Source organism: Escherichia coli (assembly GCF_036503815.1).
GTDB lineage: Bacteria > Pseudomonadota > Gammaproteobacteria > Enterobacterales > Enterobacteriaceae > Escherichia > Escherichia coli_F.
Map to the genome: position 1 here is coordinate 4,078,061 of NZ_AP027764.1, position 24,091 is coordinate 4,102,151.

General features: G+C 54.1%; 19 protein-coding genes and 1 riboswitch. Of the genes, 15 read left to right on the forward strand and 4 right to left on the reverse strand.

Going from position 1 to position 24,091, the window contains the following annotated elements; all coding sequences use genetic code 11:
- The first annotated feature begins 556 nt into the window (after nucleotides 1–556).
- The 5 genes from leuL to leuD all read left to right on the forward strand — a co-directional run bounded on the left by leuL (nucleotide 557) and on the right by leuD (nucleotide 5,417).
- Entirely contained in the window at nucleotides 557–643 is an 87-nt protein-coding gene (gene leuL / locus AABJ99_RS19500; RefSeq protein WP_001300467.1) for a leu operon leader peptide, read from the forward strand.
- 92 nt (nucleotides 644–735) lie between these two features.
- The gene (gene leuA / locus AABJ99_RS19505; protein ID WP_000082846.1) at nucleotides 736–2,307 is read left to right on the forward strand and encodes a 2-isopropylmalate synthase; all 1,572 of its coding nucleotides are present in this window, start codon (nucleotides 736–738) and stop codon (nucleotides 2,305–2,307) included.
- On the forward strand, nucleotides 2,307–3,398 hold the full coding sequence (gene leuB, locus AABJ99_RS19510; protein ID WP_000042368.1) for a 3-isopropylmalate dehydrogenase: 1,092 nt from the start codon (nucleotides 2,307–2,309) through the stop codon (nucleotides 3,396–3,398). Before leuA ends, leuB begins: the two co-directional genes overlap by 1 nt.
- Before the next feature lie 2 nt (nucleotides 3,399–3,400).
- A complete protein-coding gene (leuC, locus tag AABJ99_RS19515; protein ID WP_001140645.1) occupies nucleotides 3,401–4,801 on the forward strand; it encodes a 3-isopropylmalate dehydratase large subunit in 1,401 nt (466 codons plus the stop codon).
- 10 nt (nucleotides 4,802–4,811) lie between these two features.
- Complete coding sequence (leuD, locus tag AABJ99_RS19520; protein ID WP_039021819.1) at nucleotides 4,812–5,417, forward strand: 3-isopropylmalate dehydratase small subunit; 606 nt, start codon at nucleotides 4,812–4,814, stop codon at nucleotides 5,415–5,417.
- A 107-nt stretch (nucleotides 5,418–5,524) separates the two neighbouring features.
- On the opposite strand, the gene sgrT is transcribed toward leuD, so the two are convergent.
- On the reverse strand, nucleotides 5,525–5,656 hold the full coding sequence (gene sgrT, locus AABJ99_RS19525; protein WP_001248772.1) for a glucose uptake inhibitor SgrT: 132 nt from the start codon (nucleotides 5,654–5,656) through the stop codon (nucleotides 5,525–5,527).
- 88 nt (nucleotides 5,657–5,744) lie between these two features.
- On the opposite strand from sgrT, the gene sgrR reads away from it, so the two are divergent.
- The 4 genes from sgrR to thiQ all read left to right on the forward strand — a co-directional run bounded on the left by sgrR (nucleotide 5,745) and on the right by thiQ (nucleotide 10,815).
- Nucleotides 5,745–7,400 (forward strand): DNA-binding transcriptional regulator SgrR, encoded by a 1,656-nt coding sequence (gene sgrR, locus AABJ99_RS19530; RefSeq protein WP_039021818.1) that lies wholly within the window; start codon nucleotides 5,745–5,747, stop codon nucleotides 7,398–7,400.
- A 33-nt stretch (nucleotides 7,401–7,433) separates the two neighbouring features.
- Nucleotides 7,434–7,533: riboswitch (TPP riboswitch) on the forward strand.
- Between the two features lie 30 nt (nucleotides 7,534–7,563).
- The gene (thiB, locus tag AABJ99_RS19535; RefSeq protein ID WP_338387408.1) at nucleotides 7,564–8,547 is read left to right on the forward strand and encodes a thiamine ABC transporter substrate binding subunit; all 984 of its coding nucleotides are present in this window, start codon (nucleotides 7,564–7,566) and stop codon (nucleotides 8,545–8,547) included.
- Nucleotides 8,523–10,133 (forward strand): thiamine/thiamine pyrophosphate ABC transporter permease ThiP, encoded by a 1,611-nt coding sequence (gene thiP, locus AABJ99_RS19540; RefSeq protein WP_039021816.1) that lies wholly within the window; start codon nucleotides 8,523–8,525, stop codon nucleotides 10,131–10,133. The genes thiB and thiP overlap by 25 nt, the downstream gene beginning before the upstream one ends.
- Entirely contained in the window at nucleotides 10,117–10,815 is a 699-nt protein-coding gene (thiQ, locus tag AABJ99_RS19545; RefSeq protein WP_338387409.1) for a thiamine ABC transporter ATP-binding protein ThiQ, read from the forward strand. The genes thiP and thiQ overlap by 17 nt, the downstream gene beginning before the upstream one ends.
- A gap of 112 nt (nucleotides 10,816–10,927) precedes the next feature.
- On the opposite strand, the gene yabI is transcribed toward thiQ, so the two are convergent.
- Both yabI and araC read right to left on the reverse strand, forming a co-directional pair.
- Nucleotides 10,928–11,692, reverse strand: a complete 765-nt coding sequence (gene yabI, locus AABJ99_RS19550; protein WP_039021814.1) for a DedA family protein — start codon at nucleotides 11,690–11,692, stop codon at nucleotides 10,928–10,930.
- Between the two features lie 85 nt (nucleotides 11,693–11,777).
- Nucleotides 11,778–12,656 (reverse strand): arabinose operon transcriptional regulator AraC, encoded by an 879-nt coding sequence (araC, locus tag AABJ99_RS19555; RefSeq protein WP_001300811.1) that lies wholly within the window; start codon nucleotides 12,654–12,656, stop codon nucleotides 11,778–11,780.
- 338 nt (nucleotides 12,657–12,994) lie between these two features.
- On the opposite strand from araC, the gene araB reads away from it, so the two are divergent.
- The 6 genes from araB (at nucleotide 12,995) to rluA (ending at nucleotide 23,185) form a co-directional block, all read left to right on the forward strand.
- The gene (gene araB / locus AABJ99_RS19560) at nucleotides 12,995–14,695 is read left to right on the forward strand and encodes a ribulokinase (RefSeq protein ID WP_039021813.1); all 1,701 of its coding nucleotides are present in this window, start codon (nucleotides 12,995–12,997) and stop codon (nucleotides 14,693–14,695) included.
- Between the two features lie 10 nt (nucleotides 14,696–14,705).
- Nucleotides 14,706–16,208 (forward strand): L-arabinose isomerase, encoded by a 1,503-nt coding sequence (araA, locus tag AABJ99_RS19565; RefSeq protein ID WP_000151738.1) that lies wholly within the window; start codon nucleotides 14,706–14,708, stop codon nucleotides 16,206–16,208.
- Between the two features lie 114 nt (nucleotides 16,209–16,322).
- Nucleotides 16,323–17,018: an L-ribulose-5-phosphate 4-epimerase gene (gene araD, locus AABJ99_RS19570; RefSeq protein WP_000888679.1), complete on the forward strand. Its 696-nt coding sequence runs from the start codon at nucleotides 16,323–16,325 to the stop codon at nucleotides 17,016–17,018.
- A 74-nt stretch (nucleotides 17,019–17,092) separates the two neighbouring features.
- The gene (polB, locus tag AABJ99_RS19575) at nucleotides 17,093–19,444 is read left to right on the forward strand and encodes a DNA polymerase II (RefSeq protein ID WP_039021812.1); all 2,352 of its coding nucleotides are present in this window, start codon (nucleotides 17,093–17,095) and stop codon (nucleotides 19,442–19,444) included.
- 163 nt (nucleotides 19,445–19,607) lie between these two features.
- Nucleotides 19,608–22,514: an RNA polymerase-associated protein RapA gene (rapA, locus tag AABJ99_RS19580; RefSeq protein ID WP_001117011.1), complete on the forward strand. Its 2,907-nt coding sequence runs from the start codon at nucleotides 19,608–19,610 to the stop codon at nucleotides 22,512–22,514.
- A gap of 11 nt (nucleotides 22,515–22,525) precedes the next feature.
- The gene (gene rluA / locus AABJ99_RS19585) at nucleotides 22,526–23,185 is read left to right on the forward strand and encodes a bifunctional tRNA pseudouridine(32) synthase/23S rRNA pseudouridine(746) synthase RluA (protein ID WP_000525176.1); all 660 of its coding nucleotides are present in this window, start codon (nucleotides 22,526–22,528) and stop codon (nucleotides 23,183–23,185) included.
- 72 nt (nucleotides 23,186–23,257) lie between these two features.
- Here rluA and djlA read toward each other — a convergent pair whose 3' ends face one another.
- The gene (djlA, locus tag AABJ99_RS19590) at nucleotides 23,258–24,073 is read right to left on the reverse strand and encodes a co-chaperone DjlA (protein ID WP_001200573.1); all 816 of its coding nucleotides are present in this window, start codon (nucleotides 24,071–24,073) and stop codon (nucleotides 23,258–23,260) included.
- Nucleotides 24,074–24,091 lie beyond the last annotated feature (18 nt).

Genomic DNA, 24,091 nt, shown 5'->3' on the forward strand with positions numbered 1-24,091 from the left:
AAATGAGAAAAATTAGGAAAACATAAAGATACGGGTTCTTATAAAAACAGAACCCATTGCCGAGTAAAGAGTCATTTACCGCAGCATAATAATCCATAATGTTTTTGTTGCGAAAACAATCTAATCATAACTACCGCGAATACTCAATCATCCACAAAATGGATTAAATGTGCTTTTTTAATAATTAATTTATATGTTTAATGCATTAATTCTTAACATTAATAGAACAATAATATTCACCAAATGAATATCAAAAAATTAGCAAAACATATAATTCAATACAAATCATCAAGATAGGTTTTGTAACGCGTGCATTTTATCCCCCTTTTCCTCGTTGATTAGATGCAAAAATTTATTCTGAAATATGTCAACCGATGAAAAGCGTCGGTGGTTAAGCAGAAATTAATATCGCTTGTTTTAACCACCGCAGCACAATTAGCTAATTTGACGAATGCAGAACTCACTCTGGCGGAACGTTTTTGTTGCGTCAGGGTTGACATCCGTTTTTGTATCCAGTAACTCTAAAAGCATATCGCATTCATCTGGAGCTGATTTAATGACACACATCGTTCGCTTTATCGGTCTACTACTACTAAACGCATCTTCTTTGCGCGGTAGACGAGTGAGCGGCATTCAGCATTAAGCCAGCACGCAGTCAAACAAAAAACCCGCGCCATTGCGCGGGTTTTTTTATGCCCGAAGCGAGGCGCTCAAAAAGAGACAAGGACCCAAACCATGAGCCAGCAAGTCATTATTTTCGATACCACATTGCGCGACGGTGAACAGGCGTTACAGGCAAGCTTGAGTGTGAAAGAAAAACTGCAAATTGCGCTGGCCCTTGAGCGTATGGGTGTTGACGTGATGGAAGTCGGTTTCCCCGTCTCTTCGCCGGGCGATTTCGAATCGGTGCAGACCATCGCCCGCCAGGTCAAAAACAGCCGCGTATGTGCGTTAGCTCGCTGCGTGGAAAAGGATATCGACGTGGCAGCTGAATCTCTGAAAGTTGCCGAAGCCTTCCGTATCCATACCTTTATTGCCACTTCGCCAATGCACATCGCCACCAAGCTGCGCAGCACGCTGGACGAAGTGATCGAACGCGCTATCTATATGGTGAAACGCGCCCGTAATTACACCGATGATGTTGAATTTTCTTGCGAAGATGCCGGACGCACACCCATTGCCGATCTGGCGCGCGTGGTGGAAGCGGCGATTAATGCCGGTGCCACCACCATCAACATTCCGGACACCGTGGGCTACACCATGCCATTTGAGTTCGCCGGAATCATCAGCGGCCTGTATGAACGCGTACCTAACATCGACAAAGCCATTATCTCCGTACATACCCACGACGATTTAGGCCTGGCAGTTGGCAACTCACTGGCGGCGGTACATGCCGGAGCGCGCCAGGTGGAAGGTGCAATGAATGGGATCGGCGAGCGAGCCGGTAACTGTTCGCTGGAAGAAGTGATCATGGCGATCAAAGTTCGTAAGGATATTCTTAACGTTCATACCGCCATTAATCACCAGGAAATATGGCGCACCAGCCAGTTAGTTAGCCAGATTTGTAATATGCCGATCCCGGCAAACAAAGCCATTGTTGGCAGCGGCGCATTCGCACACTCCTCCGGTATCCACCAGGATGGCGTGCTGAAAAACCGCGAAAACTACGAAATCATGACACCAGAATCTATTGGTCTGAACCAAATCCAGCTGAATCTGACCTCTCGTTCCGGTCGTGCGGCAGTAAAACACCGCATGGATGAGATGGGGTATAAAGAAAGTGAATATAATTTAGACAATTTGTACGATGCCTTCCTGAAGCTGGCGGACAAAAAAGGTCAGGTGTTTGATTACGATCTGGAGGCGCTGGCCTTCATCGGTAAGCAGCAAGAAGAGCCGGAGCATTTCCGTCTGGATTACTTCAGCGTGCAGTCTGGTTCTAACGATATTGCCACTGCCGCCGTCAAACTGGCCTGTGGCGAGGAAGTTAAAGCGGAAGCTGCCAACGGTAATGGTCCGGTCGATGCCGTCTATCAGGCGATTAACCGCATCACTGACTATAACGTCGAACTGGTGAAATACAGCCTGACCGCCAAAGGCCACGGTAAAGATGCGCTGGGTCAGGTGGATATCGTCGCTAACTACAACGGTCGCCGCTTCCACGGCGTCGGCCTGGCCACCGATATTGTCGAGTCCTCCGCCAAAGCCATGGTGCACGTACTGAACAATATCTGGCGCGCCGCAGAAGTCGAAAAAGAGTTGCAACGCAAAGCTCAACACAACGAAAACAACAAGGAAACCGTGTGATGTCGAAGAATTACCATATTGCCGTTTTACCCGGAGATGGGATCGGGCCGGAAGTGATGACCCAGGCACTGAAAGTGCTGGATGCCGTGCGTAACCGCTTTGCGATGCGTATCACCACCAGCCATTACGATGTAGGCGGCGCAGCCATTGATAACCACGGGCAGCCGCTGCCGCCTGCGACGGTTGAAGGTTGTGAGCAAGCCGATGCCGTGCTGTTTGGCTCGGTGGGCGGCCCGAAATGGGAACATTTGCCGCCAGACCAGCAACCAGAACGCGGCGCGCTGTTGCCTTTGCGTAAGCACTTCAAATTATTCAGCAACCTGCGTCCGGCAAAACTGTATCAGGGGCTGGAAGCATTCTGTCCGCTGCGTGCTGACATTGCCGCTAACGGCTTCGACATCCTGTGCGTGCGCGAACTGACCGGTGGCATCTATTTCGGTCAACCAAAAGGCCGCGAAGGTAGCGGACAATATGAAAAAGCGTTTGATACCGAGGTGTATCACCGTTTTGAGATCGAGCGCATTGCCCGTATCGCGTTTGAATCTGCCCGCAAGCGTCGTCGCAAAGTCACCTCAATCGACAAAGCCAATGTGCTGCAATCCTCTATTTTATGGCGGGAGATTGTTAACGAGATCGCCACGGAGTATCCGGATGTCGAACTGGCGCATATGTACATCGACAACGCTACCATGCAGCTGATTAAAGATCCGTCGCAGTTTGACGTACTGCTGTGCTCCAACCTGTTTGGCGACATTCTGTCTGATGAATGCGCGATGATCACAGGCTCGATGGGCATGTTGCCTTCCGCCAGCCTGAACGAGCAAGGTTTTGGTCTGTATGAACCGGCGGGCGGCTCGGCACCCGATATCGCAGGCAAAAACATCGCCAACCCGATTGCACAAATTCTGTCGCTGGCGCTGCTGCTGCGTTACAGCCTGGATGCCGATGATGCGGCTTCCGCCATTGAACGCGCCATTAACCGCGCGTTAGAAGAAGGCATTCGCACCGGGGATTTAGCCCGTGGCGCTGCCGCCGTTAGTACCGATGAAATGGGCGATATCATTGCCCGCTATGTGGCAGAAGGGGTGTAATCATGGCTAAGACGTTATACGAAAAATTATTCGACGCTCACGTAGTGTACGAAGCCGAAAACGAAACCCCGCTGTTATATATCGACCGTCATCTGGTACATGAAGTGACCTCACCGCAGGCGTTCGATGGTCTGCGCGCCCACGGTCGCCCGGTACGCCAGCCGGGGAAAACCTTCGCTACCATGGATCACAACGTCTCGACTCAGACTAAAGACATTAATGCCTGCGGTGAAATGGCGCGCATCCAGATGCAGGAGCTGATCAAAAACTGCAAAGAGTTTGGCGTCGAGCTGTATGACCTGAATCACCCGTATCAGGGGATTGTCCACGTAATGGGGCCGGAACAGGGCGTCACCTTACCAGGAATGACCATTGTCTGCGGCGACTCACATACCGCCACCCACGGGGCGTTTGGTGCACTGGCCTTTGGTATCGGTACATCCGAGGTCGAACACGTACTGGCAACGCAGACCCTGAAACAGGGGCGCGCGAAAACCATGAAAATTGAAGTCCAGGGCAAAGCTGCGCCGGGCATTACCGCGAAAGATATTGTGCTGGCGATTATCGGTAAAACCGGCAGCGCTGGCGGTACCGGGCATGTGGTGGAGTTTTGCGGCGAAGCAATCCGTGATTTAAGCATGGAAGGTCGTATGACCCTGTGCAACATGGCAATCGAAATGGGCGCAAAAGCCGGTCTGGTTGCGCCGGACGAAACCACCTTTAACTATGTTAAAGGCCGTCTGCATGCGCCGAAAGGTAAAGATTTCGACGACGCCGTTGCCTACTGGAAAACTCTGCAAACCGACGAAGGCGCAACTTTCGATACCGTTGTCACTCTGCAAGCAGAAGAGATCGCCCCGCAGGTAACATGGGGAACTAACCCCGGTCAGGTGATCTCCGTGAACGATAACATTCCCGATCCAGCTTCGTTTGCCGATCCGGTTGAACGCGCGTCGGCAGAAAAAGCGCTGGCCTATATGGGGCTGAAACCGGGTATTCCGCTGACCGAAGTGGCTATCGACAAAGTGTTTATCGGTTCCTGCACCAACTCGCGCATTGAAGATTTACGCGCAGCGGCAGAAATCGCCAAAGGCCGGAAAGTCGCGCCGGGCGTGCAGGCACTGGTGGTTCCCGGCTCTGGTCCGGTAAAAGCCCAGGCGGAAGCGGAAGGTCTGGACAAAATCTTTATCGAAGCCGGTTTTGAATGGCGCTTGCCAGGTTGCTCAATGTGTCTGGCGATGAACAACGACCGCCTGAATCCGGGCGAACGTTGTGCCTCCACCAGCAACCGTAACTTTGAAGGCCGCCAGGGGCGCGGTGGACGCACGCATCTGGTCAGCCCGGCAATGGCTGCCGCTGCTGCTGTGACCGGACATTTCGCCGACATTCGCAACATTAAATAAGGAGCACACCATGGCAGAGAAATTTATCAAACACACAGGCCTGGTGGTTCCGCTGGATGCCGCCAATGTCGATACCGATGCAATCATCCCGAAACAGTTTTTGCAGAAAGTGACGCGCACTGGTTTTGGCGCGCATCTGTTTAATGACTGGCGTTTTCTGGATGAAAAAGGCCAACAGCCAAACCCGGACTTCGTGCTGAACTTCCCGCAGTATCAGGACGCTTCCATTTTGCTGGCACGAGAAAACTTCGGCTGCGGTTCCTCGCGTGAGCATGCGCCGTGGGCATTGACCGATTACGGTTTTAAAGTGGTGATTGCACCGAGTTTTGCTGACATCTTCTACGGCAACAGCTTTAACAACCAGCTGCTGCCGGTGAAATTAAGCGATGCAGAAGTGGACGAACTGTTTGCGCTGGTGAAAGCCAATCCGGGGATTCATTTTGATGTGGACCTGGAAGCGCAAGAGGTGAAAGCGGGAGAGAAAACTTATCGCTTTACCATCGATGCCTTCCGCCGCCACTGCATGATGAATGGTCTGGACAGCATCGGCCTGACTCTGCAGCACGACGACGCAATTGCGTCTTATGAAGAGAAGCAACCGGCGTTTATGCGTTAGTTTGTACACCGTCCCGCACTCAATCGCCAAAAAGAAAAAAGCCAGCAGATAATCACTGCTGGCGTGGCGATTAACACCAATACTCAGTCACACATGATGTCCGCAAATCAGTAGTCAGAATGACTCCCCTCCCACTGCATCAGTTCTTCAAGCATAGTTAATCGTTGTGGGACGCTTAACCAACGCAACCAGCACAACGTCGCTGTCGCGGTAAAATAGTGCTGATAAAACTGACGCATGGGGCACCTCCTTGCTTCATCGTTAGGAATTATTGACTTAATATAGGGAAAATAAAATTGCTGACTTTTGCGCAGGAGTTCCCCTTTTATGCCATCTGCTCGTCTGCAACAACAGTTCATCCGCCTGTGGCAATGCTGCGAGGGTAAATCGCAGGACACAACGCTCAACGAACTAGCGGAGTTATTGAGCTGCTCCCGTCGTCATATGCGCACCCTGCTCAATACCATGCAGGATCGCGGCTGGCTGACGTGGGAAGCGGAAGTCGGGCGCGGTAAACGCTCTCGTCTGACATTCCTCTACACCGGGCTGGCGCTTCAGCAACAGCGAGCAGAGGACCTGCTGGAGCAGGATCGTATCGATCAACTGGTGCAACTGGTTGGCGACAAAGCGGCTGTGCGGCAAATGTTGGTTTCTCATTTGGGACGCAGCTTCCGCCAGGGGCGGCACATCCTGCGCGTTCTCTACTATCGTCCGTTACGCAATCTGCTGCCCGGCAGTGCATTGCGCCGTTCCGAAACCCATATCGCCCGGCAAATCTTCAGTTCGCTAACGCGCATAAATGAGGAAAATGGGGAACTGGAAGCAGACATCGCCCACCACTGGCAGCAAATATCACCGCTTCACTGGCGCTTCTTTTTGCGTCCAGGAGTCCATTTTCATCATGGTCGTGAACTGGAAATGGACGACGTGATCGCCTCTTTAAAACGAATCAATACGCTGCCGCTCTATTCGCATATTGCGGACATTGTGTCGCCGACGCCCTGGACGCTGGATATCCATCTCACGCAACCGGACCGCTGGTTACCGTTACTGCTGGGGCAAGTTCCGGCGATGATCCTGCCACGAGAATGGGAAACCCTCAGTAACTTTGCCAGCCATCCCATCGGCACCGGTCCGTATGCGGTGATCCGCAACAGCACCAATCAACTGAAAATTCAGGCATTCGATGACTTCTTCGGTTATCGCGCATTAATCGACGAAGTAAATGTCTGGGTTCTGCCAGAAATTGCCGACGAGCCAGCCGGCGGTCTGATGCTAAAAGGGCCGCAGGGCGAGGAAAAAGAGATTGAAAGTCGGCTGGAGGAAGGTTGCTACTATTTACTGTTCGACAGCCGCACCCACCGTGGGGCGAATCAGCAAGTCAGGGACTGGGTAAGTTATGTGCTTTCTCCAACTAATCTGGTCTATTTCGCCGAGGAACAATACCAGCAACTGTGGTTTCCGGCTTATGGACTGCTCCCCCGCTGGCATCATGCCCGCCCGACGCATTGCGAAAAACCCGCCGGGCTGGAAAACCTCACCCTGACTTTTTATCAGGATCATATTGAGCATCGAGTGATTGCCGGGATCATGCAGCAGATTCTGACAAGTCATCAGGTCACACTGGAAATCAAAGAGATCAGCTACGATCAGTGGTACGAAGGAGAGATCGAGAGCGATATCTGGCTTAACAGCGCCAACTTTACGCTGCCGCTGGATTTTTCGCTGTTCGCGCACTTGTGCGAGGTGCCGCTGCTCCAACACTGTATTCCGATCGACTGGCAAGCCGACGCCGCCCGCTGGCGCAATGGCGAAATGAATCTGGCGAACTGGTGCCAGCAACTGGTCGCCAGCAAAGCAATGGTGCCGCTCATCCACCACTGGCTGATCATTCAGGGGCAACGCAGTATGCGCGGCCTGCGCATGAACACTCTCGGCTGGTTCGATTTTAAATCCGCGTGGTTTGCGCCACCGGATCCATGATTGCTGGTTGATAACAAAATCACTACACTAACGCCGTTCTCAACGGGGTGCCACGCAGACGCGTGCGCTGAGAAAATACCCGTCGAACCTGATCCGGATAACGCCGGCGAAGGGATTTGAGGCTCCTTCTCAAGTCCTTTGCCACTCTTCTTTGAGGTGCAAAGTGTTAAAAAAATATCTTCCCCTGCTGTTGCTCTGTACAGCACCCGCTTTCGCTAAACCCGTTCTGACTGTTTATACCTACGATTCCTTCGCCGCCGACTGGGGGCCAGGTCCGGTGGTGAAAAAAGCCTTTGAAGCCGACTGTAATTGCGAACTGAAACTGGTGGCGCTGGAAGATGGCGTTTCGCTTCTCAACCGTCTGCGGATGGAAGGCAAAAACAGTAAAGCCGATGTGGTGCTGGGGCTGGATAACAATCTGTTAGATGCCGCCAGCAAAACCGGGCTGTTTGCTAAAAGCGGTGTGGCAGCGGATGCCGTTAACGTTCCCGGCGGCTGGAATAATGACACTTTCGTCCCGTTTGATTACGGCTATTTCTCCTTCGTCTATGACAAGAACAAACTGAAAAATCCGCCGCAAAGCCTGAAAGAATTGGTTGAAAGCGATCAAAACTGGCGGGTGATTTATCAGGATCCGCGTACCAGTACGCCGGGGCTGGGTCTGCTGTTGTGGATGCAAAAAGTCTATGGCGATGACGCCCCGCAAGCCTGGCAGAAGCTGGCGAAGAAAACTGTCACGGTCACCAAAGGCTGGAGCGAAGCCTACGGCCTGTTTTTAAAAGGCGAAAGCGATCTGGTACTGAGTTACACCACTTCTCCGGCTTATCACATTCTCGAAGAGAAGAAAGATAACTACGCCGCAGCGAACTTTAGCGAAGGTCATTATCTGCAAGTAGAAGTTGCCGCCCGCACCGCTGCCAGCAAACAGCCGGAGCTGGCGCAAAAATTCCTCCAGTTTATGGTTTCTCCGGCTTTTCAGAATGCGATCCCAACCGGCAACTGGATGTATCCGGTGGCAAACGTCACGCTGCCTGCCGGTTTTGAAAAATTGATCAAACCGGCAACCACGCTGGAGTTCACGCCAGCCGAGGTGGCGGCACAACGTCAGGCATGGATTAGCGAATGGCAACGCGCCGTCAGCCGTTAATTCCCGGCTGGTTAATTCCAGGCGTAAGCGCCGCTACGCTTGTGGTGGCGGTTGCACTGGCGGCATTTCTCGCCCTGTGGTGGAACGCGCCGCAGGGTGACTGGGTGGCAATCTGGCAGGACAGCTACCTGTGGCATGTGGTGCGCTTCTCCTTCTGGCAGGCGTTTCTCTCGGCGCTGCTCTCTGTCGTACCCGCGATATTCCTCGCCCGCGCGCTCTATCGCAGGCGCTTTCCGGGTCGGCTGACGCTGTTGCGTCTGTGCGCAATGACCTTGATCCTCCCGGTGCTGGTTGCTGTTTTCGGCATTCTTAGCGTCTATGGTCGCCAGGGCTGGCTGGCATCACTCTGCCAATCGCTCGGTCTGGAGTGGACCTTTTCGCCCTACGGCCTGCAAGGTATTTTGCTGGCGCACGTATTTTTTAATCTGCCGATGGCGAGCCGCTTATTACTCCAGGCACTGGAAAACATTCCCGGCGAACAACGTCAGCTTGCCGCCCAGCTTGGGATGCGCGGCTGGCATTTTTTCCGCTTCGTCGAATGGCCGTGGTTACGGCGTCAAATCCCGCCGGTTGCCGCGCTTATCTTTATGCTCTGTTTCGCCAGCTTCGCCACCGTGCTATCGCTGGGCGGCGGTCCGCAGGCGACCACTATCGAGCTGGCAATCTATCAGGCGCTGAGTTACGACTACGATCCCGCCCGCGCGGCGATGCTGGCGCTGATCCAGATGGTTTGTTGCCTTGGGCTGGTGCTGTTGAGTCAGCGACTAAGTAAGGCCATTGCGCCCGGCACCACGCTGCTGCAAGGCTGGCGCGACCCGGACGACCGTCTGCATAGCCGCATTTGCGACACGGTGTTAATTGTGCTGGCGCTGCTGCTGTTGCTGCCACCGTTACTGGCGGTGATTGTCGATGGGGTAAATCGCCAGTTGCCAGAGGTGCTGGCACAACCGGTGCTGTGGCAAGCGCTGTGGACCTCGTTGCGTATTGCGCTGGCGGCAGGCGTATTGTGCGTGGTGCTGACCATGATGCTGCTATGGAGCAGTCGCGAACTGCGGGCACGGCAAAAAATGCTGGCGGGTCAGGCGCTGGAGATGAGCGGCATGTTGATCCTCGCTATGCCGGGGATTGTGCTGGCAACGGGCTTCTTTTTACTGCTCAACAACACCATCGGCCTACCACAATCTGCTGACGGCATTGTGATTTTCACCAATGCGTTAATGGCCATCCCTTATGCGCTGAAAGTGCTGGAAAACCCGATGCGCGATATCACTGCCCGCTACAGCATGCTTTGTCAGTCGCTGGGCATTGAAGGCTGGTCGCGCTTAAAAGTGGTGGAGCTGCGCGCCCTGAAACGTCCGCTGGCGCAGGCGCTGGCCTTTGCGTGTGTGCTGTCGATTGGTGATTTTGGCGTGGTGGCGTTGTTCGGTAACGATGATTTCCGTACCCTGCCGTTTTATCTCTACCAGCAAATTGGCTCCTATCGCAGCCAGGACGGCGCGGTGACCGCGTTAATTCTGCTGCTGCTCTGTTTTCTGCTGTTTACCGTGATTGAAAAACTACCGGGGCGAAATGTTAAAACTGACTGATATCACCTGGCTTTATCACCATTTGCCGATGCGTTTTAGCTTAACGGTGGAACGCGGCGAGCAGGTGGCGATCCTCGGGCCAAGCGGCGCGGGTAAAAGTACCCTGCTGAATTTGATCGCCGGTTTTCTGACGCCAGCCAGCGGTTCGCTGACTATCGACGGCGTTGATCACACCACGACGCCGCCGTCACGCCGTCCGGTGTCGATGCTGTTTCAGGAAAACAACCTGTTCAGCCACCTGACGGTCGCGCAGAACATCGGGCTGGGGCTAAATCCGGGCTTGAAACTGAACGCGGCGCAGCAGGAGAAAATGCACGCTATTGCCCGTCAGATGGGGATTGATAATTTAATGGCGCGGTTACCGGGCGAGCTTTCCGGCGGTCAGCGACAACGCGTGGCGTTAGCGCGTTGTCTGGTACGCGAACAGCCGATTTTATTGCTCGATGAACCGTTCTCTGCGCTCGATCCAGCGTTACGTCAGGAGATGCTGACGCTGGTGAGCACGAGCTGCCAGCAGCAAAAAATGACGCTATTGATGGTGTCGCACAGTGTGGAAGATGCGGCCCGGATCGCCACACGCTCGGTGGTGGTCGCCGACGGGCGCATCGCCTGGCAGGGTATAACCGATGAGTTGTTGAGCGGTAAGGCGAGTGCTTCGGCACTATTGGGGATTACGGGTTAGTATGCACTGTCGGATGCGGCGTGAACGCCTTATCCGACCTACGGACAGTGCGTTTTGTAGGCCTGATAAGACGCGGCAAGCGTCGCATCAGGCAACCCGCACAGACTATCCCCTAAACCCCAACCACTTTCCGCAAAATATCGATATATACCGGCATCAACGGGTGGCGAATTAACACCACCAGCGCCACCACGCCGATGGCAGAAATCAACGGTGTCAACCACAACAAATGACCGCGCGACAAATAATGACTTAAACGATCGGTTACCTTGCCGCTGCGCCATAACCGCCAACACAGCCAGCCGCCAACCCACAAAAACACCGCTGTTGCCAGCAGCAACCACTTAAATTCACCGCTCTGCATCCCGGCAGGAATATCGATCGCCGCACCCGCCAGAATCCCCGGCAGGAAGTAAAACGGAGGCCATAACAGGCAGCCGATAATATTTGGCGTAATAAATTTCGCCACCGGGAGATCCAACATTCCCGCCACCATTGGCACCAGCGGACGCGTCGGGCCGACAAAACGACCGACCAGAATGGTAAACATGCTGTGTTGATGCAACGCATGTTCAGTTTTATCGAGTAATGCTTTGTTCTTCTTCAGAAACGACCAGCGATGCAACGGCTTTTTAAAACGCCAGCCCAGCCAGAAGGAGATCCAGTCGCCCATCAGACAACCAACAATCCCTGCCAGCCAGGCGTGCCAGAAACTTAACTCGCCGCTGCCAATCAGCGCTCCCAGCCCCGCCATCAGCACCGTACCGGGCAGAATCAAACCGACCAGCGCCAGCGACTCCAAAAAGGCCACCAACACTACCGCCATCAATGAATACACGGAGGATTGGGTAATAAAGTGTTCCAGCAATGCTTGCATAATGTGCCTGTCAAATGGACGAAGCAGGGATTCTGCAAACCCTATGCTACTCCGTCAAGCCGTCAATTATCTGATTCGTTACCAATTATGACAACTTGACGGCTACATCATTCACTTTTTCTTCACAACCGGCACGGAACTCACTGGGGCTGGCCCCGGTGCATTTTTTAAATACCCGCGAGAAATAGAGTTGATCGTCAAAGCCAACATTGCGACCGACAGTGGCGATAGGCATCCGTGTGGTGCTCAAAAGCAGCTTCGCCTGGCTGATGCGTTGGTCCTCGCGCCAGCTTAAGACACTAATCCCTAACTGTTGGCGGAACAGATGTGACAGACGCGACGGCGACAGGCAGACATGCTGCGCCACGCTGGCAATATCAAAATTGCTGTCTGCCAGGTGATCGCTGATGTACTGACAAGCCTCGCGTACCCGATTATCCATCGGTGGATGGAGCGACTCGTTAATTGCTTCCATGCGCCGAAGTAACAATTGCTCAAGCAGATTTATCGCCAGCAGCTCCGAATAGCGCCCTTCCCCTTGCCCGGCGTTAATGATTTGCCCAAACAGGTCGCTGAAATGCGGCTGGTGCGCTTCATCCGGGCGAAAGAAACCCGTATTGGCAAATATTGACGGCCAGTTAAGCCATTCATGCCAGTAGGCGCGCGGACGAAAGTAAACCCACTGGTGATACCATTCGCGAGCCTCCGGATGACGACCGTAGTGATGAATCTCTCCTGGCGGGAACAGCAAAATATCACCCGGTCGGCAGACAAATTCTCGTCCCTGATTTTTCACCACCCCCTGGCCGCGTATGGTGAGATTGAGAATATAACCCTTCATTCCCAGTGGTCGGTCAATAAAAAAATCGAGATATCCGTTGGCCTCAATCGGCGTTAAACCCGCCACCAGATGGGCGTTAAACGAGTATCCCGGCAGCAGGGGATCATTTTGCGCTTCAGCCATACTTTTCATACTCCCGCCATTCAGAGAAGAAACCAATTGTCCATATTGCATTAGACATTGCCGTCACTGCGTCTTTTACTGGCTCTTCTCGCTAATCCAACCGGTAACCCCGCTTATTAAAAGCATTCTGTAACAAAGCGGGACCAAAGCCATGACAAAAACGCGTAACAAAAGTGTCTATAATCACGGCAGAAAAGTCCACATTGATTATTTGCACGGCGTCACACTTTGCTATGCCATAGCATTTTTATCCATAAGATTAGCGGATCCTACCTGACGCTTTTTTTCGCAACTCTCTACTGTTTCTCCATACCCGTTTTTTTGGATGGAGTGAAACGATGGCGATTGCAATTGGCCTCGATTTTGGCAGTGATTCTGTGCGAGCTTTGGCGGTGGACTGCGCCACCGGTGAAGAGATCGCCACCAGCGTAGAGTGGTATCCCCGTTGGCAGAAAGGGCAATTTTGTGATGCCCCAAATAACCAGTTCCGTCATCATCCGCGTGACTACATTGAGTCAATGGAAGCGGCGCTGAAAACCGTGCTTGCAGAGCTTAGCGCCGAGCAGCGCGCAACCGTGGTCGGGATTGGCGTTGACACAACCGGCTCGACGCCCGCACCGATTGACGCCGACGGTAACGTCCTGGCGCTGCGCCCGGAGTTTGCCGAAAACCCGAACGCGATGTTCGTATTGTGGAAAGACCACACCGCGGTTGAAGAAGCGGAAGCGATCACCCGTTTGTGTCACGCGCCGGGCAACGTTGACTACTCCCGCTATATTGGCGGTATTTATTCCAGCGAATGGTTCTGGGCAAAAATCCTGCATGTGACTCGCCAGGACAGCGCCGTGGCGCAATCTGCCGCATCGTGGATTGAGCTGTGCGACTGGGTGCCAGCTCTGCTTTCCGGTACCACGCGCCCGCAGGATATTCGTCGCGGACGTTGCAGCGCCGGGCATAAGTCGCTATGGCACGAAAGCTGGGGCGGCCTGCCGCCAGCCAGTTTCTTTGACGAACTGGACCCAATCCTCAATCGCCATTTGCCTTCCCCGCTGTTCACTGACACCTGGACTGCCGATATTCCGGTTGGCACTTTATGCCCGGAATGGGCGCAGCGTCTCGGCCTACCTGAAAGCGTGGTGATTTCCGGCGGCGCGTTTGACTGCCATATGGGCGCAGTTGGCGCAGGCGCACAGCCTAACGCTCTGGTAAAAGTTATCGGTACTTCCACCTGCGACATTCTGATTGCCGACAAACAGAGCGTTGGCGAGCGGGCAGTTAAAGGCATTTGCGGTCAGGTTGATGGCAGCGTGGTGCCTGGATTTATCGGTCTGGAAGCAGGTCAGTCGGCGTTTGGTGATATCTACGCCTGGTTCGGTCGCGTACTCAGCTGGCCGCTGGAACAGCTTGCCGCCCAGCATCCGGAACTGAAAGAGCAAATCAACGCCAGCCAGAAACAACTGCTTCCGGCGTTGACCGAAGCATGGGCCAAAAATCCGTCTCTGGATCACCTGCCGGTGGTGCTCGACTGGTTTAACGGCCGCCGCACGCCAAACGCGAACCAACGCCTGAAAGGCGTGATTACCGATCTGAACCTCGCCACCGATGCTCCGCTGCTGTTCGGCGGTTTAATTGCCGCCACCGCCTTTGGCGCACGTGCAATTATGGAGTGCTTCACCGATCAGGGGATCGCCGTCAATAACGTGATGGCACTGGGCGGCATCGCGCGCAAAAACCAGGTCATTATGCAGGCCTGCTGCGACGTGCTGAATCGCCCGCTGCAAATTGTTGCCTCTGACCAGTGCTGTGCGCTCGGTGCGGCGATTTTTGCTGCCGTCGCCGCGAAAGTGCACGCAGATATCCCATCAGCACAGCAAAAAATGGCCAGTGCGGTAGAGAAAACCCTGCAACCTCGCAGCGAACAGGCACAACGCTTTGAACAGCTTTATCGCCGCTATCAGCAATGGGCGATGAGCGCCGAACAACACTATCTTCCAACTTCCGCCCCGGCACAGGCTGCCCAGGCCGTTCCGACTCTATAAGGACACGACAATGACGATTTTTGATAATTATGAAGTGTGGTTTGTAATTGGCAGCCAGCATCTGTATGGCCCGGAAACCCTACGTCAGGTCACCCAACATGCCGAACACGTCGTTAATGCGCTGAATACGGAAGCGAAACTGCCCTGCAAACTGGTGCTGAAACCGCTGGGCACCACGCCGGATGAAATCACCGCTATTTGCCGCGACGCGAATTACGACGATCGTTGCGCCGGTCTGGTGGTATGGCTGCACACCTTCTCTCCAGCCAAAATGTGGATTAACGGCCTGACCATGCTCAATAAGCCGTTGCTGCAATTCCACACCCAGTTCAACGCGGCGCTGCCGTGGGACAGTATCGATATGGACTTTATGAACCTGAACCAGACTGCACATGGCGGTCGCGAGTTCGGCTTCATTGGCGCGCGTATGCGTCAGCAACATGCTGTCGTTACCGGTCACTGGCAGGATAAACAAGCACATGAGCGTATCGGCTCCTGGATGCGTCAGGCGGTCTCTAAACAGGATACCCGTCATCTGAAAGTTTGCCGCTTTGGCGATAACATGCGTGAAGTGGCGGTCACTGACGGCGATAAAGTTGCCGCACAGATCAAGTTCGGTTTCTCCGTCAATACCTGGGCGGTTGGCGATCTGGTGCAGGTAGTGAACTCCATCAGCGATGGCGATGTTAACGCGCTGGTCGATGAGTACGAAAGCTGCTACACCATGACGCCTGCGACACAAATCCACGGCGAAAAACGACAGAACGTGCTGGAAGCGGCGCGTATTGAGCTGGGGATGAAGCGTTTCCTGGAACAAGGTGGCTTCCATGCGTTCACCACCACCTTTGAAGATTTGCACGGTCTGAAGCAGCTTCCAGGCCTGGCCGTGCAGCGTCTGATGCAGCAGGGCTACGGCTTTGCGGGCGAAGGCGACTGGAAAACTGCCGCCCTGCTTCGCATCATGAAGGTGATGTCAACCGGTCTGCAGGGCGGCACCTCCTTTATGGAGGACTACACTTACCACTTCGAAAAAGGTAATGACCTGGTGCTCGGCTCCCATATGCTGGAAGTCTGTCCGTCGATCGCCGTAGAAGAGAAACCGATCCTCGACGTTCAACACCTCGGTATTGGCGGTAAAGACGATCCTGCCCGCCTGATCTTCAATACCCAAACTGGTCCGGCGATTGTCGCCAGCTTGATTGATCTCGGCGATCGTTACCGTCTGCTGGTTAACTGCATCGACACGGTGAAAACGCCGCACACCCTGCCGAAACTGCCGGTGGCGAATGCGCTGTGGAAAGCGCAGCCGGATCTACCAACCGCTTCCGAAGCGTGGATCCTTGCTGGTGGCGCGCACCACACCGTCTTCAGCCATGCGTTGAACCTCAACGATATGCGCCAGTTTGCCGAGATGCACGACATTGAAATCACGGTGATTGATAACGACACCCGCCTGCCAGCGTTTAAAGACGCGCTGCGCTGGAACGAAGTGTATTACGGATTTCGTCGCTAAGTAGCTGCATCAGGTATGTAACGCCTGATGCGACGCTGACGCGTCTTATCTGGCCTACACGTTCCGATTTTGTAGGCCGGATAAGCAAAGCGCATCCGGCACGAAGGAGTCAACATGTTAGAAGATCTCAAACGCCAGGTCTTAGAAGCCAACCTGGCGCTGCCAAAACACAACCTGGTCACGCTCACATGGGGCAATGTCAGCGCCGTTGATCGCGAGCGCGGCGTCTTGGTGATCAAACCTTCCGGCGTCGATTACAACGTCATGACCGCTGACGATATGGTCGTGGTCAGCATCGAAACCGGTGAAGTGGTTGAAGGTACGAAAAAGCCCTCCTCCGATACGCCAACTCACCGGCTGCTCTATCAGGCATTCCCGTCCATTGGCGGCATTGTGCATACGCACTCCCGCCATGCCACCATCTGGGCGCAGGCGGGCCAGTCAATCCCGGCAACCGGCACCACCCACGCCGACTATTTCTACGGCACCATTCCCTGCACTCGCAAAATGACAGATGCAGAAATCAACGGCGAATATGAGTGGGAAACCGGTAACGTCATCGTTGAAACCTTCGAAAAACAGGGTATCGACGCAGCGCAAATGCCTGGCGTTCTGGTCCATTCTCACGGCCCGTTTGCATGGGGTAAAAACGCTGAAGACGCAGTGCATAACGCCATCGTGCTGGAAGAAGTCGCTTATATGGGGATTTTCTGCCGCCAGCTTGCTCCGCAGTTACCGGATATGCAGCAAACATTGCTGGATAAACACTATCTGCGTAAGCATGGTGCGAAGGCATATTACGGGCAGTAATGACTGTATAAAACCACAGCCAGTCAACCAAAACCAGGCTATACTCAAGCCTGGTTTTTTATTGGATTTTCAGCGTGGCGCAGGCAGGTTTTATCTTAACCCGACACTGGCGGGATACCCCGCAAGGAACCGAAGTTTCCTTTTGGTTAGCGACGGACAACGGGCCGTTGCAGGTTACGCTTGAACCGCAAGAGTCCGTGGCCTTTATTCCCGCCGATCAGGTTCCCCGCGCTCAGCATATTTTGCAGGGTGAACAAGGCTTTCGCTTGACGCCGCTGGCGTTAAAAGATTTTCACCGCCAGCCGGTGTATGGCCTTTACTGTCGCGCCCATCGCCAGTTGATGAATTACGAAAAGCGCCTGCGTGAAGCTGGCGTTACCGTTTACGAGGCCGATGTGCGCCCGCCAGAACGCTATCTGATGGAGCGGTTTATCACCTCCCCGGTGTGGGTAGAGGGTGATATGCGCAATGGCGCTATCGTTAATGCCCGTCTGAAACCGCATCCCGACTACCGCCCGCCGCTCAAGTGGGTTTCTATTGATATTGAAACCACCCGCCACGGTGAACTGTACTGCATCGGTCTGGAAGGCTGCGGGCAGCGCATCGTTTATATGCTGGGGCCGGAGAATGGCGATGCCTCCGCGCTTGATTTCGAACTGGAATATGTCGCCAGTCGCCCGCAGCTACTGGAAAAACTCAACGCCTGGTTTGCTAACCACGATCCTGATGTGATCATCGGCTGGAACGTGGTGCAGTTCGATCTGCGAATGCTGCAAAAACATGCCGAGCGCTACCGTATTCCACTGCGTCTCGGGCGCGATAACAGTGAGCTGGAGTGGCGCGAGCACGGCTTTAAAAACGGCGTCTTTTTTGCCCAGGCCAAAGGTCGGCTAATTATCGACGGTATTGAGGCGCTGAAATCTGCATTCTGGAATTTCTCTTCATTCTCGCTGGAAACCGTCGCTCAGGAGTTATTAGGCGAAGGAAAATCTATCGATAACCCGTGGGATCGGATGGACGAAATTGACCGCCGTTTCGCCGAAGATAAACCTGCGCTGGCAACTTATAACCTGAAAGATTGCGAGCTGGTGACGCAGATCTTCCACAAAACTGAAATCATGCCGTTTCTACTCGAACGGGCGACGGTGAACGGCCTGCCGGTGGATCGGCACGGGGGATCGGTGGCGGCGTTTGGTCATCTCTATTTTCCCCGAATGCATCGTGCTGGTTATGTCGCGCCTAATCTCGGTGAAGTGCCGCCGCACGCCAGCCCTGGCGGCTATGTGATGGATTCGCGGCCTGGTCTGTATGATTCGGTACTGGTGCTGGACTACAAAAGCCTGTACCCCTCGATCATCCGCACCTATCTGATTGATCCCGTCGGGCTGGTGGAAGGCATGGCGCAACCTGATCCAGAGCACAGCACCGAAGGTTTTCTCGATGCCTGGTTCTCGCGGGAGAAACATTGCCTGCCGGAGATTGTGACTAACATCTGGCACGGGCGCGATGAAGCCAAACGCCAGGGCAATAAACCGCTGTCGCAGGCGCTGAAGATCATTATGAATGCCTTTTATGGCGTGCTTGGCACTACCGCCTGCCGCTTCTTCGATCCGCGCCTGGCGTCGTCGATCACCATGCGTGGTCATCAGATCATGCGGCAAACCAAAGCGTTGATTGAAGCGCAGGGCTACGACGTGATCTACGGCGATACCGACTCAACGTTTGTCTGGCTGAAAGGCGCACATTCGGAAGAAGAAGCGGCGAAAATCGGTCGTGCACTGGTGCAGCACGTTAACGCCTGGTGGGCAGAAACGCTGCAAAAACAACAGCTGACCAGCGCATTAGAACTGGAGTATGAAACCCATTTCTGCCGTTTTCTGATGCCAACCATTCGCGGGGCCGATACGGGCAGCAAAAAGCGCTACGCCGGACTGATTCAGGAGGGCGACAAACAGCGGATGGTGTTTAAAGGGCTGGAAACCGTACGCACCGACTGGACACCGCTGGCCCAGCAGTTTCAGCAGGAGCTATATCTACGTATCTTCCGCAACGAGCCATATCAGGAATACGTTCGCGAAACCATCGACAAACTGATGGCAGGCGAACTGGATGCACGGCTGGTTTACCGTAAACGCCTTCGCCGTCCGCTGAGCGAATATCAGCGTAATGTGCCGCCTCATGTACGCGCCGCTCGCCTTGCCGATGAAGAAAACCAAAAGCGCGGTCGCCCCTTGCAATATCAGAACCGCGGCACCATTAAGTACGTCTGGACCACCAACGGCCCGGAGCCGCTGGACTACCAACGTTCACCGCTGGATTACGAACACTATCTGACCCGCCAGCTACAACCCGTGGCGGAGGGAATACTCCCTTTTATTGAGGATAATTTTGCTACACTTATGACCGGGCAACTTGGGCTATTTTGAGCAAAAAAAGAGTTCGCCAGATACCATTTTGATGCGTGACGAATGCTTTGCCATCCAGTACCATAGCGCCCTTTCCATTCCTGGACCTGAATAACACCACTACCTCATAAGCACGGTAGCGGGTGGTTATTGCCTGCAATTAAAGATATAGAGCCGAACACATATGCCTTTTACACTTGGTCAACGCTGGATCAGCGATACAGAAAGCGAATTGGGACTTGGAACCGTTGTCGCGGTGGATGCGCGAACTGTCACTTTACTTTTCCCATCTACTGGTGAAAACCGTCTGTACGCACGCAGTGATTCCCCCGTGACCCGCGTGATGTTCAACCCTGGTGATACCATTACCAGCCATGACGGCTGGCAGATGCAAGTCGAAGAAGTAAAAGAAGAAAATGGCTTGCTGACCTATATCGGTACTCGCCTGGATACTGAAGAGTCCGGCGTAGCCCTGCGTGAAGTTTTCCTTGATAGCAAACTGGTGTTCAGCAAACCGCAGGACCGTCTGTTTGCCGGGCAGATTGACCGTATGGACCGCTTTGCGCTGCGTTATCGCGCACGTAAATATTCCAGCGAACAGTTCCGTATGCCGTACAGCGGCCTGCGCGGTCAGCGTACCAGTCTGATCCCGCATCAGCTCAACATCGCTCATGATGTTGGTCGCCGCCATGCGCCGCGCGTCCTGCTGGCTGACGAAGTGGGTTTAGGGAAAACCATTGAAGCCGGGATGATCCTGCATCAGCAACTGCTCTCTGGCGCTGCTGAACGTGTACTGATTATCGTCCCGGAAACCTTACAGCATCAGTGGCTGGTAGAAATGCTGCGCCGCTTCAATCTGCGTTTTGCCCTGTTTGATGACGAGCGTTACGCCGAAGCCCAGCACGATGCCTACAACCCGTTCGACACCGAACAGCTGGTCATTTGCTCGCTGGATTTTGCCCGTCGTAGCAAACAGCGTCTGGAACATCTCTGTGAAGCCGAATGGGACCTGCTGGTGGTCGATGAAGCGCATCACCTGGTGTGGAGCGAAGATGCGCCGAGCCGTGAATATCAGGCCATTGAACAACTGGCAGAGCATGTGCCCGGCGTTCTGCTGCTGACTGCGACCCCGGAACAGCTGGGGATGGAAAGCCACTTCGCCCGTCTGCGCCTGCTGGACCCGAACCGTTTCCACGATTTCGCGCAGTTCGTTGAAGAGCAGAAAAATTATCGTCCAGTAGCAGATGCCGTTGCCATGCTGCTGGCAGGTAACAAACTCAGCAATGACGAACTGAACATGCTCGGTGAGATGATCGGCGAGCAGGATATTGAGCCGTTACTGCAGGCGGCAAACAGCGACAGCGAAGATGCCCAGAGCGCCCGTCAGGAACTGGTTTCCATGCTGATGGATCGCCACGGCACCAGCCGCGTGCTGTTCCGTAACACGCGTAACGGTGTGAAAGGCTTCCCGAAACGCGAGCTACACACTATTAAACTGCCGCTGCCGACGCAGTATCAGACGGCCATTAAAGTCTCCGGAATTATGGGCGCACGTAAAAGTGCGGAAGACCGCGCTCGCGATATGCTCTACCCGGAGCGTATTTATCAGGAATTTGAAGGTGATAACGCCACCTGGTGGAACTTCGATCCGCGCGTTGAGTGGCTGATGGGTTACCTGACCAGCCATCGCTCACAGAAAGTGCTGGTGATCTGCGCTAAAGCCGCTACCGCGCTGCAACTGGAGCAGGTACTGCGCGAGCGTGAAGGTATCCGCGCTGCGGTGTTCCACGAAGGCATGTCGATTATTGAGCGTGACCGCGCTGCGGCATGGTTTGCCGAAGAAGACACCGGCGCACAGGTACTGCTTTGCTCGGAAATCGGTTCTGAAGGACGTAACTTCCAGTTCGCCAGCCACATGGTGATGTTTGACCTGCCATTCAACCCGGATCTGCTGGAGCAGCGTATTGGTCGACTGGATCGTATCGGTCAGGCGCACGATATTCAGATCCATGTGCCTTATCTGGAAAAAACCGCTCAGTCGGTACTGGTACGCTGGTATCACGAAGGTCTGGATGCATTCGAGCACACCTGCCCGACCGGACGCACTATCTACGATAGCGTGTATAACGATCTGATTAACTACCTGGCCTCACCGGATCAAACCGAAGGCTTTGACGATCTGATCAAAAACTGCCGCGAGCAGCACGAGGCGTTGAAGGCACAGCTGGAACAGGGTCGTGACCGCCTGCTGGAAATCCATTCCAACGGTGGCGAAAAAGCCCAGGCACTGGCAGAAAGCATTGAAGAGCAGGATGACGATACCAACCTGATCGCCTTCGCCATGAACCTGTTCGATATTATCGGTATCAATCAGGACGATCGCGGCGACAACATGATCGTGCTGACGCCGTCCGATCATATGCTGGTGCCGGACTTCCCGGGCCTGTCGGAAGATGGCATCACCATCACCTTCGACCGTGAAGTGGCGCTGGCGCGTGAAGATGCGCAGTTTATTACCTGGGAGCATCCACTGATCCGCAACGGCCTGGATCTGATCCTCTCTGGCGATACCGGTAGCAGCACGATTTCACTGTTGAAAAACAAAGCGTTGCCGGTAGGTACGCTGTTGGTGGAACTGATTTATGTCGTTGAAGCCCAGGCTCCGAAGCAGTTGCAGCTCAACCGCTTCCTGCCGCCGACGCCGGTACGTATGCTGCTGGATAAAAATGGCAACAACCTGGCGGCGCAGGTGGAGTTTGAAACCTTTAACCGTCAGCTTAACGCGGTTAACCGCCACACTGGCAGCAAGCTGGTTAATGCCGTGCAGCAGGATGTTCACGCTATCCTTCAGTTGGGTGAAGCGCAGATCGAGAAATCTGCCCGTGCATTGATTGATGCAGCACGTAACGAAGCCGACGAAAAACTGTCTGCCGAGCTGTCTCGTCTGGAAGCTCTGCGCGCAGTGAACCCGAACATTCGTGACGATGAACTGACCGCCATTGAGAGCAACCGTCAGCAGGTAATGGAAAGCCTGGATCAGGCAGGCTGGCGTCTGGATGCCCTGCGTTTGATCGTTGTGACGCATCAGTAACGGAGCCGAAAATGGGGATGGAAAACTACAATCCGCCGCAGGAACCCTGGCTGGTTATCCTGTATCAGGATGACCACATTATGGTGGTCAACAAGCCGAGCGGTTTGTTGTCTGTGCCGGGTCGTCTGGAAGAGCACAAAGACAGCGTGATGACGCGCATTCAGCGTGATTATCCGCAGGCGGAATCGGTGCATCGTCTGGATATGGCTACCAGCGGCGTGATTGTAGTGGCGCTGACCAAAGCCGCGGAGCGGGAATTAAAACGCCAGTTCCGCGAGCGCGAGCCGAAAAAGCAGTATGTGGCCCGCGTCTGGGGACATCCATCCCCTGCGGAAGGTCTGGTAGATCTGCCGCTGATTTGCGACTGGCCAAACCGCCCGAAACAGAAAGTCTGTTACGAAACAGGTAAACCTGCGCAGACGGAATATGAAGTGGTGGAGTATGCGGCGGATAACACGGCAAGAGTGGTGTTAAAACCGATTACCGGGCGTTCGCATCAGTTGCGTGTGCATATGCTGGCGCTGGGTCATCCGATTCTCGGCGATCGTTTTTATGCATCACCAGAAGCGAGAGCAATGGCACCGCGTTTGTTGCTACATGCAGAGATGTTGACGATTACCCATCCGGCGTATGGCAATAGTATGACGTTTAAAGCGCCAGCGGATTTTTAATAGTCTCGCTGGCGCGATTCGGTAGGCCGGATGCGGCGCGGGCCGCGTCTTATCCGGCCTACAATTTGAAACTTATTTAAACCCTTTCTGCTGCTTTATCAGCTCATAGGCCTGCTGAATTTCCTGCGCTTTTTGCTTCGCCATCTCCATCATCTCAGGCGGCAAACCTTTTGCTACCAGCTTATCGGGATGGTGCTCGCTCATCAGCTTACGATAGGCACGTTTAATGGTGGTCGCATCATCCGTCGGCTTCACACCCAGCACATTACAGGCATCTTCCAGCGTCGGGCCACGCTGCGCTTGCTGCCAGTTACCACCGCCAGATTGCTGCTGATAACCGCCGCCAAACTGTGCACCGCCCTGCATCATGCGCAAAAACTGGTCAAACTGGGCACGGGAGATCCCTAATTCTTCAGCAATGACATACAGCACCGCCCGTTCATTCGGATGCAGCGAACCATCAGCAAACGCCGCCTGAATCTGGATCTCCAGAAACATACGAATTAAGTCAAAACGACCAAAGCAGACACTGCGAAACTGGCGCATCTTTTCGCGCAGTGGGTAATTGTCTGATTTTCCAACCCGGAACGCATTTTGCGCCGCAGTACGGGAAGCGCCATGAAGGTTCATTCGGTCCATCAACTGGCTGGCGATATGAATATCAGCCTCCGTGACGCGACCTTTGGATTTGGTTAAATGCCCCATCACTTCAAAAGTGGTGGCAAAAAACAGCGCCTGACGCTCACGCTGGTTGGCGAACCACGCCATTTTACGGCTACGGGCTTTATCAAACATATGGCCAATTAACAGGCCTAACACTACGCCCCAAAAGCCGCCGCCCATCAGTAAGGCCACGGCCACGCCAATGATTTTTCCCCAATACTGCATATATTCCCCAAATCGACA

Coding starts and splice junctions, on each gene's coding strand:
- araD (WP_000888679.1), top strand. CDS start 16,323: ATGTTAGAAGATCTCAAACGCCAGGTCTTAGAAGCCAACCTGGCGCTG.
- sgrR (WP_039021818.1), top strand. CDS start 5,745: ATGCCATCTGCTCGTCTGCAACAACAGTTCATCCGCCTGTGGCAATGC.
- rluA (WP_000525176.1), top strand. CDS start 22,526: ATGGGGATGGAAAACTACAATCCGCCGCAGGAACCCTGGCTGGTTATC.
- leuD (WP_039021819.1), top strand. CDS start 4,812: ATGGCAGAGAAATTTATCAAACACACAGGCCTGGTGGTTCCGCTGGAT.
- araA (WP_000151738.1), top strand. CDS start 14,706: ATGACGATTTTTGATAATTATGAAGTGTGGTTTGTAATTGGCAGCCAG.
- leuL (WP_001300467.1), top strand. CDS start 557: ATGACACACATCGTTCGCTTTATCGGTCTACTACTACTAAACGCATCT.
- leuB (WP_000042368.1), top strand. CDS start 2,307: ATGTCGAAGAATTACCATATTGCCGTTTTACCCGGAGATGGGATCGGG.
- thiQ (WP_338387409.1), top strand. CDS start 10,117: ATGTTAAAACTGACTGATATCACCTGGCTTTATCACCATTTGCCGATG.
- thiP (WP_039021816.1), top strand. CDS start 8,523: ATGGCAACGCGCCGTCAGCCGTTAATTCCCGGCTGGTTAATTCCAGGC.
- leuA (WP_000082846.1), top strand. CDS start 736: ATGAGCCAGCAAGTCATTATTTTCGATACCACATTGCGCGACGGTGAA.
- rapA (WP_001117011.1), top strand. CDS start 19,608: ATGCCTTTTACACTTGGTCAACGCTGGATCAGCGATACAGAAAGCGAA.
- yabI (WP_039021814.1), bottom strand. CDS start 11,692: ATGCAAGCATTGCTGGAACACTTTATTACCCAATCCTCCGTGTATTCA.
- sgrT (WP_001248772.1), bottom strand. CDS start 5,656: ATGCGTCAGTTTTATCAGCACTATTTTACCGCGACAGCGACGTTGTGC.
- araC (WP_001300811.1), bottom strand. CDS start 12,656: ATGGCTGAAGCGCAAAATGATCCCCTGCTGCCGGGATACTCGTTTAAC.
- djlA (WP_001200573.1), bottom strand. CDS start 24,073: ATGCAGTATTGGGGAAAAATCATTGGCGTGGCCGTGGCCTTACTGATG.
- leuC (WP_001140645.1), top strand. CDS start 3,401: ATGGCTAAGACGTTATACGAAAAATTATTCGACGCTCACGTAGTGTAC.
- araB (WP_039021813.1), top strand. CDS start 12,995: ATGGCGATTGCAATTGGCCTCGATTTTGGCAGTGATTCTGTGCGAGCT.